The sequence below is a fragment of the Maribacter sp. ACAM166 genome, from assembly GCF_005771495.1.
GTDB lineage: Bacteria > Bacteroidota > Bacteroidia > Flavobacteriales > Flavobacteriaceae > Maribacter.
Map to the genome: position 1 here is coordinate 1 of NZ_VAUW01000043.1, position 16,916 is coordinate 16,916.

The following is a 16,916-nucleotide window of genomic DNA, read 5'->3' on the forward strand; positions in this document are numbered from 1 at the left end:
ACAACAGAAGAAGAATGCACTCTACATTGGGGTATAAAACCATAGAAGAATTTGAAAACGAAATGTATAATCAACAAATAGCAGCATGACTCTTATCTAATTGTCCACTTTTTTGTTGCAAGTCCAGGTCAGCCATTTTTAATCCCTCCACAACTTTTTGTGTTGAGCCCTAATAACGAAAATGGTCAAAAAGGATAAAGTATACCGCAAGCAAATTATATGCAAATAAATACTGACCTCTATAAAATTAATTTAAATACTCTTGGGTCTACGAACCATTAAAAAATAACATCACTCCAGCTACAATAATGATAATTAATATAGATATAGCGATATCCAACCAATTATAACTGTTCTTGTTATTCTGTTTTTCTTCCTCCGTAATGGTACCGAAGGTAAGGTTAATTATTTTTTCTTTATCGGGAGCTTTAGTCAACAAACTCACAACGGTCAGGAATATTAAACAGAATAGGAAAAACCACGCACCGAAACTTAAAAAATTCATATCTCCCATTTTAAATAAAAATCCATCAGGATTCAAATTATCCTTGATTAGTTCTAGAACAATTCTTGTAAAGGCGACCACAATACCCATGACCAATGTTGATAATGCGCCTATTGCATTAATTCTTTTATAAAAAATACCAAGTATAAAAACTGCGGTTATAGGAGGTGCTATATACGATTGAACACTTTGTAGGTACTCATAGAGAACACCTGAAATGTTGGCCATAATCGGAATCCATATAATACCGATAATTACTACACCAACAGTTGCTATTTGACCTGTGCGTACTAATTTTTTCTCTGGGGCATTAGGCCTTAATTTCTTATAAATATCAACTGTAAACAAGGTCGAACATGAGTTGAATACTGAAGCCAAAGAACTCATTAACGCCGCCAACAATCCCGCTGCGACCAAACCACGTAATCCAGAGGGTAAAAGGTTACTCATCAACACCGGAAAAGCTTCATCTGGATTATCCCAATGTAATTCACCTCTCATTTTAAGAGTTAAGGCGATAACACCTGGTATAAGAAACAAAAACACAGGCAACAATTTCAACAACGCTCCGAATATAGTACCTCTACGCCCTTCTTTTATATTACGTGCAGTAAGGGCTCGTTGTACTATATATTGATCTGTACACCAATACCAAATACCAACAATAGTACTCGTTATTAAAAGCGATGGCCATGGAAAGTCTGGGTCTGAAGCAGGTCGCCACATATTAAAATACTCAGGTCCCAAGGTATCAACCATACTTCCCCAACCCCCTACTCTATCCAGTCCGATATAGGTAAGTACACCTGCACCTATAATTAAAAGTACCGCTTGTAAAGTTTCTGTATACACTACAGCTCTCATTCCACCTAAAACGGTATAAATACCCGTAAGTATTACCGTTGCAATTGCCCCGGTCCAAAAATCGATTCCTAAAAGTGCGGAAACCACTATACCACCGGCATATATAGTCACAGATACCTTCGTTAGAACATAGGCTACGATTGAAAAAACTGATAATAACCATCTCGATCTTGCATCAAAACGTTTTTCTAAAAATTCTGGCATCGTAAAAACACCGCTTCGAGCATAAAAAGGTAAAAACACCCAGCCCAATATTAAAACTACCCAAGCCTGAACTTCGTAGATCAATAAGGGCAATTTATTACTTGCACCCGTACCTGCAAGCCCTACAACATGTTCTGAGCCTATATTTGATGCAAATATCGAAGCACCAACCACAAACCAACCGATATTTCTACCGGCTAAAAAATAATCTTCCGTATTGTCCTCTTTTTTTCTAATAACCCATACGGCTATTCCGACAAGTATTAAAAAATAAAGGGAAATACTGATCCAGTCTAATGTGTCTAATGGTTGCATTGAGTTGGTTTATTATTTGGTGGAAAATTTAAAGGTTGTTTTAGTTGAATATTTATCTCCTGCCTCTAGTGCTACAGATGGAAATTCTGGTTTATTAGGAGAATCTGGATAGTGTTGTGTCTCTAAACAGAATCCGCTTCTCTTTGCATAAGTTCCGCCGTTTGGCGCTGGTAGTGTGCCATCCAAAAAGTTCCCCGAGTAAAATTGCATACCAGGTTCATCGGTAAAAACTTCTAATGTACGACCTGACTCTGGGTGATACGCTTTGGCTACTGAACGGTAACCAGATTCATAGTCGTTCAATACCCAACAATGGTCGAAACCACCACCTAGTTCTATTTGTTTATTTTTTGCATTAATATCTTTACTGACTAGTTTTGCCCTTCTAAAATCGAAGGGGGTACCTTCTACTGGAGCTAATTCTCCTGTGGGTATCAATCCACTATCTACAGGAATGTATTTATCTGCAGCAATTTCCACTTCGTGATCCAAAATCGTTTGTGAAAAATCACCGGAAAGATTAAAGTAAGAATGTTGGGTAAGGTTAACAACTGTAGTTTTATCTGTGGTTGCTTCATATAAAACATCCAAGCTATTATCGGTATTCAATGTATAGGTTACTGTAGTTTTTAAATTCCCAGGAAAGCCCTCTTCCTTATCCTTGCTTAGATAACTAAGCTTTAACGAACCTTTCTCACCTTCACTTACCTCTTCTACTTTCCAGATAACTTTATCAAAACCTTTTACACCTCCATGTAAACTATTTTCGCCATTATTTTTAGCCAAGGTATATTGAGTGTTGTCTAAACTAAATTCCCCCTGTGCAATTCGGTTACCATAACGACCGACCAAGGCACCAAAAAATGGATTATCTTTTTCGTATTGTTCCAATTTTTCAAAACCTAAAACAACATTTTTTAAATTTCCATTTTTATCAGGAGTTTTTAATGATGTAATACGTCCACCGTAGGTAATAATATCGAGTTCTATTCCATCTTTATTTTTAAGCGCAAACAATTCAACCTTTTCACCGTTAATCGCTATTCCATAATCGCTTCTTTCAACAGTTACGCTGTTTGTTGTTGTATTTGATTTTTCCACATTATCCTTTTTTATTGATTTTTCTTTACAATTAACATTAAACAATACTGAGCCTAACAACAGAAATAAATAGCTAATTTTAATGAATAGTTTCATAGTTAAAAAATTATTACAAATTATTTTTGAATAAATGATAATATGCCTCATTGGCATTCAACTGATTCTTAAAACTTCTAATCGTTGTATTTTTATCTATCACCACCAACTCAATACCTGCCATTTCTGCAAAATCTTCCATAAATTCCGTGGTCAGCGCTTGAGTATATACAGTATGATGGGCACCACCTGCCAGAATCCATGTGGTTGCCGCCATCTCCAAATCCGGTTGTGGATCCCAAAGTACCCTTGCCACAGGCAATTTTGGTAATTCTCCCATAGGAGCTACAGCTTCTACTTCGTTAACAATTAACCTGAAACGATTTCCTAAATCTACTAGGGACACATTAATAGCAGGGCCTGCGGGTGAATTAAAAACCAAACGCACAGGGTCTTCCTTGCCGCCTATCCCCAATGGATGTACTTCACAAGACGGTTTTTTATCAGCAATTGAAGGACAAATTTCCAACATATGAGACCCCAACACGTATGCCTTTTCAGGAGTGAAATGATACGTGTAATCTTCCATAAAAGAGGTGCCTCCCTTTAGGCCAGTAGCCATCACTTTTAATGCTCTTAACAAGGCTGATGTTTTCCAATCTCCTTCGGCACCAAAACCATAGCCATCTGCCATTAATCTTTGTGTAGCGATACCTGGTAATTGTCTTAATTCACCTAGGTTTTCAAATGTATCGGTAAAGGCCTTAAATCCGCCTTCATCTAAAAAAGCCCTAAGGCCTAATTCTATTTTTGCTGCATCGACCAGTGATTCTCTTTTCTCTCCTCCATTTTTCAGCTTTTCATCTACTTCATAAGCGGTCTCATATTCTTTCACTAAAACATCGACATCTTCTTGCTTCAAGTTTTTTATATGTTCAACCACATCTGAAGAGTCATAGCCATTTACTGAAAATCCAAAACGTAACTGCGCCTCTATTTTGTCTCCATCAGTTACAGAAACCTCTCTCATATTATCACCTAAACGTGCAACTTTAAGATTCTGAAATTCATCCCAGCCCATTGTAACACGCACCCAGTTTCCTAACTTTTGCTGAACTCGTTTTGTTTGCCAATGCCCAACAATAATCTTTCTGTCTTTGCGCATTCTAGTCATCATATGACCAAATTCTCTATCACCATGTGCTGATTGGTTCAAGTTCATAAAATCCATATCTATGGTCTCCCATGGCACCTCTGCATTGAATTGTGTGTGTAAATGACACAAAGGTTTATTTAAAACACTCAAACCCTTAATCCACATCTTTGCTGGGGAGAAAGTATGCATCCATGTAACTATACCTATACACTTTTGACTTGAACTTGCTTCAAGACAGATATCCGTAATTTCAGTGGGAGTTTTAACCGTAGGTTTATAAACTATATTTACTGGTATATCATTTGAGAAATTAAAACCTCTTACTATTTCTTGAGAATTTTCTACTACCTGTTTAAGAGTTTCAGGTCCATATAAATTCTGGCTGCCCGTTACAAACCATATTTCCTTATCCGCCATATGTGTAATCCTTAATTTATTCTAATTATTATTGTCCGTAATAGGCATTTTTACCATGCTTACGTTGATAATGTTTTGTTATTAACGCATCTTTTAATCGAGGTGCATTCGGGTTTATTTGAAGTGTTAAGTACGCCATTTTCGCAATTGTTTCTAACACTCTACTATTGTAAACCGCTTTCGCCGCTGTCTTTCCCCATGCAAAAGGTCCATGATTTCCTATTAAAACCATTTCAACTTCTTGAGATGAAAATCCGCGTTCTTTAAAACATTCAAGAATTTGAATACCCGTATTATACACGTAATTTCCTTCTATGAGGCTATCTTTCATTGGTTTAGCACATGGTATATCTACCGTCAAGTGATCTGCATGCGTAGTACCGAATATGGGAATATCTTTTTGTGCCTGTGCCCAAGCAACCGAATAGGTAGCATGAGTATGCGCGATACCACCAATATGATTCCAGTTCTTATAAAGAAAAGCGTGGGTCTTCGTATCTGATGATGGTCGCAGGGAACCTTCTACAATGTTAGTATCATAATCTAGTACGACTATATCCTCTGGCTTCATTTTATTATAAGGGACTCCACTTGGCTTAATTGCAAAAACCCCATTAGCTCTATCAACGGCACTAACATTACCGAAGGTGTAAATAACGAGACCTAAATCATTAAGTTCAATGTTCGCTTCAAAACATTCTTCTTTAATCGCTTTATATTTTGAACTCATCTTAGTCTTTTTGTTTTAATTGAAGTTTCAATGAAGTTTCCTAACGCCGTATACGATTCCATTAGTTGCTCATACGTTTCTACGAACTCTTTTTGTGGATAATATTCGGCTTCAAACTCACTACCCATTTGAGTACTTGCCTCCACAACATTCGAATAAATACCAGAAGCTACTGCAGCATAAATTGCAGCCCCAAGCGCAGGTGCCTGATCTGAAGCCGCTACTTTTATAGGTGTGTTCATTACATTAGCCAAGGTTTGCATAATATATGGTGATTTTCTAGCCACACCACCGATACCGATAACGGTATCAATTTTCACACCTTCCTCCTTAAAACGGTCTGCTATTTTTTTAGAACCAAAACAAATGGCATTCACCAAAGCTTTAAAAACGTGAGGTGCTTTACTACCTAATGAAAGATTTGAAATTGCACATTTTAGATTCTGATCTGCATCAGGAGTTCTTCTACCATTTATCCAATCCAATGCTGTCGGTATACTTTCTGATAAAGGAATAGCCTCTGCTGCATCAGATAATTTTCTAATGAAATCATTTTCGATTTCATTTTTTAATTCCACCTTTTGTTGCGCTGACAAAATTTTAGATGTCATCACTAAATTATCGATAGGCCAATCGAGTACTTCTTTGAACCAAGCCAGTAAGTCTCCAAAAGCAGACTGACCTGCTTCCAACCCTATTAGGCCCGGTATAACAGAACCATTGACCTGACCACAAATACCCTTAATGGTTTTACCATCAATATCTTTACTTGCTGCCACCATTATATCACAGGTAGAAGTACCCATTACCCGCACAAGGGCATGTTCATCTATTTTGGCACCAACCGCTCCAGCGTGTGCATCAAACGTACCAACTGCGATAACGGTATCTGTAGTTAGTCCCAGTTTCTTTGCCCAGTCTTGACTCAAATTACCGGCAACCTCATTTGATGTATATGTTTCATCGTATAAGTTATCTCGCAAATCTGCTAAATATGGGTCTACCTTCTCTAAAAATTCTTTCGGTGGTAGCCCTCCCCAGCTTTCATGCCACATCGCCTTATGACCTGCAGCACATCTGCTTCTTTTAAAAGATTTCAAGTCTTTATCTTCTATCAGCAGATAGGTCATTAAATCGCAATGCTCCATCCAAGTAAAAGCATTATTTTTCACCTGTTCATCCTCGTTGACTACATGGGCGATTTTTGCCCAAAACCATTCTGAAGAATAAATACCCCCAACGTATTTAGTAAAATTTTCTCCGCCCCAATTTAATCCCAAATCATTAATTCGTTCCGCTTCTATAATTGCAGTGTGGTCCTTCCAAAGTACCATCATCGCATTCGGGTTCTCGGTAAAACCGTCAACCATCGCCAATGGAATTCCATTCTCTGTTACTGGTACTGGTGAAGAGCCAGTAGTGTCAATACAAATACCTTTCATCTCTTTAGCTCCTACTTTACTCTGATCTATTACGGATTTAATAGTAAACTCTAGCCCTTCTATATGGTCAAGCGGGTGTTGTCTAAATTGATTTATTGATGGATTACAATATTTTTTATCTTTCCACCTTTTATACCAATGTACTTCTGAAGCGATCTCTTTGCCGTTTTCTGAATTAATAAGTACAGCCCTAACGGAATCTGAACCATAATCTACGCCAATTATATACCCTTTCATTTTATTAATTCAATTTTATCAAAAAAAATATAACTATTTAACACCATAAGTGTGTTTAATAAACTTTAATTAATATTTATGTTTTATGAAAACGTACAAATTGAACCATTTAATTAATGAATCTAATCATCAATCTATTTTGAACGTACCCACTACTTTACTCATTTTCTTTTGGTATCCATACCTTCATTTTACCAACTCCCCTGTTGGACCAAGCATAGTAAGGAATTGCCTTAAAGTTTCCATCTTTAATAGTATTGACACCTCCTAAAAGGCCTTGTTCCATTTGAACTTGAAAATCATTGACCGAAGGCATTATTATCCCATCGAAATTATTTTGATTGTCAATTTCTTCAACTGCATATACGATAGGACCATATTCCAATGCGATTTTCCCTCTATTCTCCAACACTTTATCTGATGTCTCAACCATACGAACCTCCATTGGAAACTTAAGTTCAATATTCTTTCCATTTACCTTTTTACCAGAAAGTGTTACGTATCCGTCCAAAGAATTGATCACTTCTTTTTTACCATCTATATAAACCTCAACCTTATTAGATATATTATTTATATACTGATACAGACCACCGGGAAGCACCTCATTATTAGCCCAGCCAGGTATGCGCATTTTAAGGTTGAAACCTTCACCTTTGGTTGATTTTACTTTAATTTCTACATTTCCGTTCCATGGATAGCTAGTTTTTTGGATAATATCAATACTATTATCAGGAAGGTCAATAGTAGCTTCATTTGAAGCATATAAATTAACATAAACATCATTTTTGGACTTGGAATAGATAAGACCAGGCATAGCAGGTATAAAACGTACTACATTTGTGGGACAACAAGAACAATCAAACCAAGACTTTCTGGTAGCCGCCCCTTGATTAAATTCATATTTACCATCAGATTCCAATGCATTTGGATAGAAAAATTCAGTACCACTTAATGACAGTCCAGAAATCAATCCATTATATAAGGTACGTTCAATTACATCAAAATATTTTACATCACCCGTTAGATTAAACATTCTATGGTTCCAATACACATCACCAATAGAGGCACATGTTTCATTGTAAGCCGTTAAATTTGGGAGTTCATAGTTCTCTCCGAATGCTTCTCCTTCATGTTTAGCCCCAATACCTCCCGTGAGGTACATTTTCTTTTCCACCATATTGTTCCATAAATTGTCTATTGCTTTATGATAGGCCGTATCGTTTTTTAAGGCCGCGATATCCGTCATGGCAGCATACATGTAAACCGCCCTTACCGCATGGCCCACCACTTCCTCTTGGTCCACTACAGGAATATGATCCTGTGAATAGGCCCCGAACAATTCATGATTATCAGGATTGCCCCTATTGTCCAAAAAGTATTTTGCTAAATCTAGATAGGCTTCCTTCCCAGTAACTTCATAAAGCTTTATTAAGCCTGTTTCAATAATCTGATGTCCGGGTACCGCAGGAATTTTTCCTTCACCATCCCCAAAAGTGGCAACCATTAGGTCTGCATTTTTTAAAGCGATATCCAGAAAGTTTCTTTTACCGGTAGCTTTAAAATGAACTACTGCAGCTTCATACATATGCCCCGCGTTATACAATTCGTGACTCATGAAAAGTGATTCCCAACGTTTCCCTTCCTTAACCTCAACCCATTCCGCGGGTGGTTTTGCAGGGTTTATAGTACGCCATGTAGTTAAATAACCATCTGCTTCTTGCCCTGTTTTTACAATTCCAATCAATGAATCTAATAGTTTTTCTAAAGGTTCGTTAGGTGCGCTGATAAGGGAATTGGATGCACCCTCTATTACCTTATAAACATCTGAATCGTCGAAAGGCATTACCCCTTTTACAGGTCCATTCATTTTTCCGCCCGCAATTAAAAAATTATCAAAACGACCTTCCTCCTCACATTTTTGAATGGCATAGGCTACTGTTTTTTCTTGTACGCGTTTAATAATCGGCAACCAAAACTCATCCGTCAATTTTACATTTTGAATGTTAACGGGGGTTAGTTTATAACCTGGTCCCTCAATACTTTCGCTAACTACCGCAACCTCCTCCTTTTTCTCTTTACAGTTTGCAAGTGCTATTAGAATAGTTATTGTTAATAAAGTGAATAGTTTCTTTTTCATATCATTTAATTTAAAACATTAGATTTAAGATGTGGCCAATTGTCCATCCATGCCAATTCCGCTATTTTTAATTTAGGGATTGCCTTATCTTTAGCATCATACGCATGAAAGAAAATATAATCCTTGCCATTAAAAGTATAAGTACTGTTATGGCCTGCACCGTACCAATTTTCATTTCCTTGAATTAATAAAGTTCCTCCCTCTCTTATTTAAAGATTTTCCATCTTGGTCTAAATAAGGGCCATTTATATTTTTGAAGAGACCAACCACCACTTTATAAGTGCTTTTTTCAGCTCTACAACAATAATCCCATGATAGTAATTGATAGTAATAACCATTTAAAAAAAAATAAAACATAGCTTTATATACGTCGTTAGAATTAACAGTGACTATAATTTTATATCAATACTGTTAGCGGATACCTTAAACTCTAATTAATACATTATACAATAATCATAAAAGTGTAATTTTAACACTTGTAAATTAAGTGAAGTTTCACCTATTCTGCAAGTTATTTTAATTAAAAATGTGTTTTAATTGATTCTTAGCTAATTATTATCAATTAGAAACTGAATTCATATAAAACATTTCAATTGGACCATCATTGTTCCCAATAATAATCAACTTCATGTTTCCTAAATTGATACGCTTGAAATCTCTTGACATTCCTTGAAGCGAAAAACCACTTTTTAACGGTTCAATATACTTCCAACTACCTTGTTTGTTTCCCAACAGAAGATTACCATAAGAAACATCCTGTTTGCCTATGGAAGGGGTAAAGCCAGTAAAATTACCCGCAGCCAAAATATCAATTATTCCATCTGAATTAATATCTTCCGTCAAGAAAGTGTAAATAGGAGCCATTTGTACTTCATTTGGTAATGGTTTTGGTTCATAAACCCCATCTTTATTTAAATAAACAGTGGACATCAATGTCTGTGCTTTTTTTATTTGAGCAGACTTTAAATCTTTCTTAGAAAAGACTTTGTCCAAACCATCTTTGGCAAAAGTTTCATAATCCATATAACGCTTTCTAATTAAAGGTATCTGTTTTTTCAATTCATCCAAAGAATTATAAATCCATTCCTTATCATCATTATAATAAGCAACAATAGGATCAATTGACCCGTTTTGATCCCAATCCTTGACTATCAAACTTAGTGGCTTATCTTTTGAAGCGTTCCAAGAACTATTTATTCCCAAATTACCTGCCAAAATATCTATTCTACCATCTCCGTTTAAATCTTCCCTGTGAACCGTATTCCATAAACCTACTGAATTGAATAATTTCTTTTTAATGAAAGCAGTATCTTCCTTAAAACCAATAAGTGTTATAGGCATCCATTCCCCAACTACAATCAAATCATCTTCTTTCGAATTCCAATTGGCATCTGATACCATGCCCAGTTTTTCTAGAACTTCAATTTTGAAAATATGAGCGCTATCAACGCTGTTGCCGTTGTTCCAAAGGATATAACTATCAGGGGACACCCCATAACTTCCAAACTCTGATCTTGTGCCTACAAATAAATCCACTAAACCATCCTTATTAAAATCACCCTTTTCAACAACAGATCCATTTGATTTAGGCAATTCTCCTAAATATTTTTTAAATGCTCCGCTACCCTCATTCAAATACAGTCGATCCAAATACCTCAAAGAATCTTTAGTATATGCTCCTCCACTAACCACATATAAGTCTTGATCGCCATCAGCATCAACATCTAAAAAAATAGCATCTACATCTTCTTTATCACTATCATCTTCTATATTTTGAATAACTACCTTTTCAAAATAATTTGATTTCTCACCCCTTACCTGTTTAAATAAAGCCCCGGCCTGCCCCTTTGCACCAGTAACGAAAAAATCTTCCAAACTGTCATTGTTGATATAGCCAATAACAATCTTTGGCCCTTCTGTAGATAGCTTATGGGGAATCAAATATTCATTTGCAAAATCATCAAAATAATCTTCCACGTGAACGAAATCGATAACAGAATCCTGTATTCTCTCAAATAACTTGAAACTACTTCCCTTTCTACCTTTTAAAGATGTGCTATTTTTATAATCAATAGCTAAAATTTGGTTTACAGGTACCTCCTTAAGTTCTTGTGCATTGCCGTCAAACCAAATAATTTTCACTTTATCAATTATTTTTTCTTTGCCTAAACCAAATAGCAAGTCGTCATTGGAAGAAGACAACCATCCTCTTACCGGATTCATTTCCTGGACCATTGTTCTACCTGATACCTCTAATATTACTTTAGTTCCAATACCGTTTCTATTTTTTGTATTCCCGGTAAGTTTTATTTTCAAGAAATTATTGCCCATTATTCTTTCCGCATTATTCTTGTAGATAGAGCATACTTGATTAAGATTATTGACCACCAAGTCCAAATCGCCATCATTATCCAAATCCCCATAAGCAGAACCCATGGAACATCCAAATAAATCTAAACCCCATTCTTTAGAAACATTTTCAAACGTAAGGTTACCTTCATTTTTATACGCATAATTCGTAACCTTACCATCCGGCATCATTTGCGCTAATTCCAAGGAAGACTTTTGTTCAGTGGAGGCAGTATTATAAATATAATTGATGTAATTGAGGTCATTTGGCCTTCTCAATATACCGTTGGTTATAAAGATATCCTTAGCTCCATCATTATCATAATCTGCCAAAAGCACTGACCAACTCCAATCCGTAGCATCAATTCCTGCCATTTGTGAGATTTCACTAAACTGTGAATGGTTTTTAAAAAGATTACCCCTATTAAGATGTAACATGTTGTGTGGAAACTGGTCATAATATCCAAAACTTTTTTTAAACTGATAGATATCATAGGAATCAGCACCAACAGATTTTTTGCGTATTACTTCCATTCCTGGTTTCATGTCCAATGTCATAATATCCAATAGACCATCATTATTAAGATCTGCAATATCGCTACCCATAGAGAAAGTACTTGTTCTTGAAGTGCTCTCTTTTACAGCTTCCTTAAAAGTGCCATTGCACTGATTGTAATATAAATAATCATTATCATGAAAATCGTTGGACACATAAATATCTGGACAGCCATTGTTATCCAAATCACCTATTGCTACTGACAATCCGTAACCGGTCGCACCTCCAAAAATACCAGCTTTATCACTTACATCAACGAACATACCCTCTTGGTTTTCGAATAAACGGTCTCCCGCCAAACTATCCCTTACCGCCCTTTTCTTAACGTTCACATACACATCCAAATCATGTATGGAGTGATTTAGTTGATACATATCCAAATCTCCATCATAATCATAATCAAAAAAAGTAGATTGTTGCGAATAACCCTTTAAATCCAAACCAAAATCAGATGCGCTTTCAACAAATGTTCCATTACCATTATTTAAGAACAATTGATTTTTACCTGTAAACATATTACCATCCCATAAATAATTGATATAGATATCTAACCACCCATCTTGATTTATATCTACTACTGTTACTCCAGTACACCAAATTCCATTGCCAGATGGCCCGGATACACCAGCTTCTTCTGTACGGTCATCAAATTGTAAATCACCTTTATTAAAGAAAAGTCTATTGGATTCTTGATTGGAAGTAAAGTAAATATCCGGAAGACCATCATTATCAAAATCCGCCAAAGCAACTCCACCTCCATTATGGGCATATAAATAAGTGTTGATATTAAAACTATCGCTTTCTATTACCGTATTTTTAAAATCAATATGGGTTTCATTTACCGATAGTTCTGTGAACAATTTAGTTTGGTCTTTACAACTTAAAAGACAAAAACCAAATACCAACAAACAAATACGTATATCCAAAAATGATTTCACCCGATCCATAGCTATTATGGTTTCTCAATTCTTATAAACTGAACATCTTCATTATTCTTTGCTACTAAAAAATAGTCTTCTCCTTTAATATGCATTTCCTTTATATCACGAACTTGCCCATTGATTCTTAACCCAATTTCATTATTGGGAATTTCCTTGAAGGAGCCCTTTCCATCATTCAAGAGACACAGACCATAACTGGCGTCATATTTACCAATTTCAGGTTTTACTTCCCAAAGATTTCCTCCCAAAAGAATATCCTTAAAACCATCGCCATTCATATCCTTTGATTTAATTGCGTAGATAGGTGAATATTGTGCCTTTAAAGGTAACGCCTCCAGTTCTAAACCATCATCGCGGTTCCAGATGACCGCAGATTGTAAATAGTTAACTTCATTTACTTGGGATCCGGAAAGCTGTTCTTTCGTGAAAATCTCATTAATATGCTTTAGTTTATAATCCTCATACTTTAGAAATCTTTTCTTTAAATACGGAAGTTGAGAAGTTAGGTCATGACGCAGTATCATAGGATAAGACTCATCACCATTGTACGTACATATGATTTGTTCAATAGTACCATTTTGGTCAAAGTCTTTAATGTAACATGATATCGGCTTTTCGTCCGTAGCTTTAAATCTGCTGTTTAGCCCATGATTACCCACTATATAATCATCATCGCCATCGTTATCCAAATCCACTACTTCTATGGTATTCCACCAACCGGAAAATGAATTAACATTACCACTCTTAATTTTTGCAAACCCCTTTTCAGTCTGTTGAAAAAGTTGAATGGCCATCCATTCCCCTATAACTATCAGATCTTGCTTCCCATCCCTATTAAAATCTGTCCAAACAGCATCCTTTATCATTCCTAATTCCTTTAGGCCAGGAGCCAAATCTGTTGAAACATCTTTAAAAACTCCCTTACCAAGGTTCTCCAATATATACCCATTTTGAGGAATACCATAATTCCTGTTCCTAAGTCTTGTTCCTACGAAAAGGTCAATATCACCATCATTATCAAAATCTTTTGCCGTGACGCATGAGGTGCTTTCGAAAGAAGAGGTAGGTAATATTTGTTTGGTACGTGTAAAAATTCCATTTCCGTCATTTATGTATAGCCGGTCACTTAATGCAGATGAAGTATTTGGATATTCATTTCCTCCACTTACCACATAAATATCTTGATCACCATCTTGGTCTGCATCAAAAAACAACGCATCCACATCTTCTGAACGTTTATCTTCTTCAAAACCAGAGTTAATCTTTAAAATAAGCCTACCTTCCTTCGTCTGTAAAAAAAGTTGACTTTCAAAACCAACAGCTCCACAAAGAAATACATCTTCCAAACCATCACCATTAACATCAGCAATTGCCATTTTTGGGCCTTCCGTAGAGCTCATTTGAAAAATTAAACCATCCCTATCGAAATCGCTAAACATATTTTCGTTATGTTTCATCAGTCCGATTTCCTTAATAGAAACTGTTTTTAAATCAAAACCATAATGCGACGTACTGGTTTCCTTTTTATTGATACTGTTCAATTGTGATTTTACTTCCTCTATTTCAATCTTTTGATTTATAGCAACGTTGAAAATCTTTGATACTTTGCCAGTAGGCCATTCAACAATAACCGAATCAATTTTTGATTGATCCCTTAAACCAAAAATCAATATTGGATCAACAGAGGATTGAAAACCTCTACTAGGCATTTCCCTTAGAATCTGAACTTCCCCATTTTGATAAAGAGATACTTTTGACCCCAAAGCATACGTATTTTTATCTGCCCCGATTAATCTAACCTTTACATAGAGGTGATTTGGCGAAACCATATCCGCATTATTCTTATATACAAAAGCTTCTGAATTAACATTGTTGATAACAAGATCTAAATCACCGTCATTGTCCAAATCACCATAGGCCATACCATTAGAAAATCCAGGCTTTTGAAGGCCCCAATCATCCGTACTATCCTTGAAGTCAAATTCAGGTCCGCCAGAAAAGGCTACATTGGAAATAGGTTTGGAGGGAATGATATCTATTAATTTTTTATAATTAACACCTTTTTCTGTAATCATACTCCTTGCCACCACTTCGCTTGATATATAATTTAGATAATCTTGATTGAGTATGTCTTGGTAGACCCCATTAGTCACATAAACATCTTTATACCCGTCAAGGTCAAAATCTGCCATAAGTACACTCCAACTCCAATCTGTGGCTTCCATTCCCTCCAACCTTGAAATTTCACTGAAATAAATATCGTTATTGGCATCCAAACCGTTGTTAACGTGGAACATATTTCTTGTAAACTGGCTATGATATCCACTCCTTATCTTGCTTTTATAGTTATTCCAACTTTCAAAGGACATAGATGTTTTAATCCGTGACTCCTCTTTTGGAAGCATTTCAGTTACAAAAATTTCGGGAAAACCATCATTGTTGATATCAGCTTCATCTATGCCCATGGAAGCCATACTAATAGAGGGCATTTGTTGTTCCAATTTTTCTGAGAAAGTTCTATCCTGATTATTCATATAGACGTAGTCACGCTCAAAAAAATCATTACAAACATAGATATCTTGCCAACCATCGTCGTTTAAATCTGTCACGATAACCCCTAAACCAAAGCCAATTGTACTCCCATATATGCCAGCCTCTATGCTTACATCTTTAAAATAACCATTCTCATTTTCATACAATCTATCCCCATTTATAGAATCCCTAACGTTACGTTCATTTTTATTCATATTGAACGAACCTATTGCCCTAAAAGAATTATTAATTATGTAGGCATCTAGGTCACCATCATTGTCATAATCAAAAAATACGGAATGGGTGGAAAGACCGTTATCGTCCAAACCATAATTTTCAGCACTTTCGGTAAAGGTCAAATCTCCATTATTTATAAAAAGTTCATTTTGTTTGTCATCTCCATCGATATCTCCAGAATTACATACGTAGATATCCAAAAGGCCATCGGCATTCACATCTACCATATTCACACCTGTGGACCAGAAACGATTTCCCTCAATACCGGCCTTTTTTGAAATATCCTCAAACTGAAACCCCCCCTTATTTAAATAGAGCTTATTAGTTTGCAAATTGGATGTGAAATAAATATCTGATAATCCATCGTTATTAATATCTCCTATTGCTACTCCCCCGCCATTATAGTAGTTCCGATAGGTAAAAACATTAAAATCTTGATCATATTTTAGCTGGTTGACAAATGAAATTCCCGTCTGTCCTTTATCCATCAACTTAAACAGATTTTTTGATTCCTTATTTTTAAGATAATTATCACAGCTAACGAACAGCAGAAGCCCAATGGTAAGTCTCAAAATCAGGTTCTTCATTGTCTATCTTCTTTTAAATTGGTCAAGTCTACATACCATAGATTAATTATTTGTCCACCTGCATCTGGATAAACGGTAATCCTCCGATTCCCTTTCAATTTTACATAAACATCCTCTTTGTAAAAATTTGGGCTTTTTATCTTAAAGAATTCACCTCCATACCATTTATCCATTAAGTTAAGTACGTCCAATAAAAGACTATCCTTTTCAAAAACACCATCATTGAACTTAGCGTTCTCATAATATATGGCTGCATTAAGTTCATTAATAGAATCGTTCTTAAATTGGGGGTAAAAGGTCAATGTAGCCGGATAAGTCATTTCATCTAATTTACATTGAACCCAATTTGGACTTTTTTGCCCTCCTTGTTTGAAATGCCCTTGAATGTTCATGTCAAAACTATAGGTCCTGAAATCCTTAAATGGCATTTTTAGATATAGCCCCTTAAACAGGCTATCTTCACGTATTTCCTTAGCTAACTCATTTTTTTCGAAAAGTTTATATTTTGCCTCGTTAGACCTATTACAGCCTAATACAACAATGAATACCATGTGGTAAATAATTTTAAGT

9 protein-coding genes are annotated in these 16,916 nt (G+C 35.8%); all 9 read right to left on the bottom strand.

Features of this window, described 5'->3' with window-relative positions; all coding sequences use genetic code 11:
• Positions 1-268: 268 nt before the first annotated feature.
• Positions 269-1,888, bottom strand: a complete 1,620-nt coding sequence (locus ES765_RS18680; RefSeq protein WP_138115865.1) for a sodium:solute symporter — start codon at positions 1,886-1,888, stop codon at positions 269-271.
• A 12-nt stretch (positions 1,889-1,900) separates the two neighbouring features.
• Positions 1,901-3,085: an aldose epimerase family protein gene (locus ES765_RS18685; protein WP_138115866.1), complete on the bottom strand. Its 1,185-nt coding sequence runs from the start codon at positions 3,083-3,085 to the stop codon at positions 1,901-1,903.
• Between the two features lie 13 nt (positions 3,086-3,098).
• The gene (gene araA / locus ES765_RS18690) at positions 3,099-4,598 is read right to left on the bottom strand and encodes an L-arabinose isomerase (protein WP_410504779.1); all 1,500 of its coding nucleotides are present in this window, start codon (positions 4,596-4,598) and stop codon (positions 3,099-3,101) included.
• A 28-nt stretch (positions 4,599-4,626) separates the two neighbouring features.
• Positions 4,627-5,328 carry an L-ribulose-5-phosphate 4-epimerase gene (locus ES765_RS18695; protein ID WP_138115868.1) on the bottom strand — a complete coding sequence of 234 codons (702 nt, stop codon included), beginning with the start codon at positions 5,326-5,328 and terminating at the stop codon, positions 4,627-4,629.
• Positions 5,325-7,007: a ribulokinase gene (locus ES765_RS18700; protein ID WP_138115869.1), complete on the bottom strand. Its 1,683-nt coding sequence runs from the start codon at positions 7,005-7,007 to the stop codon at positions 5,325-5,327. The genes ES765_RS18695 and ES765_RS18700 overlap by 4 nt, the downstream gene beginning before the upstream one ends.
• A 157-nt stretch (positions 7,008-7,164) precedes the next feature.
• Positions 7,165-9,144 (bottom strand): glycoside hydrolase family 127 protein, encoded by a 1,980-nt coding sequence (locus tag ES765_RS18705; protein ID WP_138115870.1) that lies wholly within the window; start codon positions 9,142-9,144, stop codon positions 7,165-7,167.
• Positions 9,145-9,702: 558 nt separating this feature from the next.
• A complete protein-coding gene (locus ES765_RS18710; RefSeq protein WP_171017367.1) occupies positions 9,703-12,909 on the bottom strand; it encodes a VCBS repeat-containing protein in 3,207 nt (1,068 codons plus the stop codon).
• Positions 12,910-13,001: 92 nt separating this feature from the next.
• Positions 13,002-16,346 (bottom strand): VCBS repeat-containing protein, encoded by a 3,345-nt coding sequence (locus ES765_RS18715; protein WP_138115872.1) that lies wholly within the window; start codon positions 16,344-16,346, stop codon positions 13,002-13,004.
• Positions 16,343-16,897, bottom strand: coding sequence for a hypothetical protein (locus ES765_RS18720; protein ID WP_138115873.1), 555 nt, complete (start codon positions 16,895-16,897; stop codon positions 16,343-16,345). Before ES765_RS18720 ends, ES765_RS18715 begins: the two co-directional genes overlap by 4 nt.
• Between the last annotated feature and the right edge of the window lie 19 nt (positions 16,898-16,916).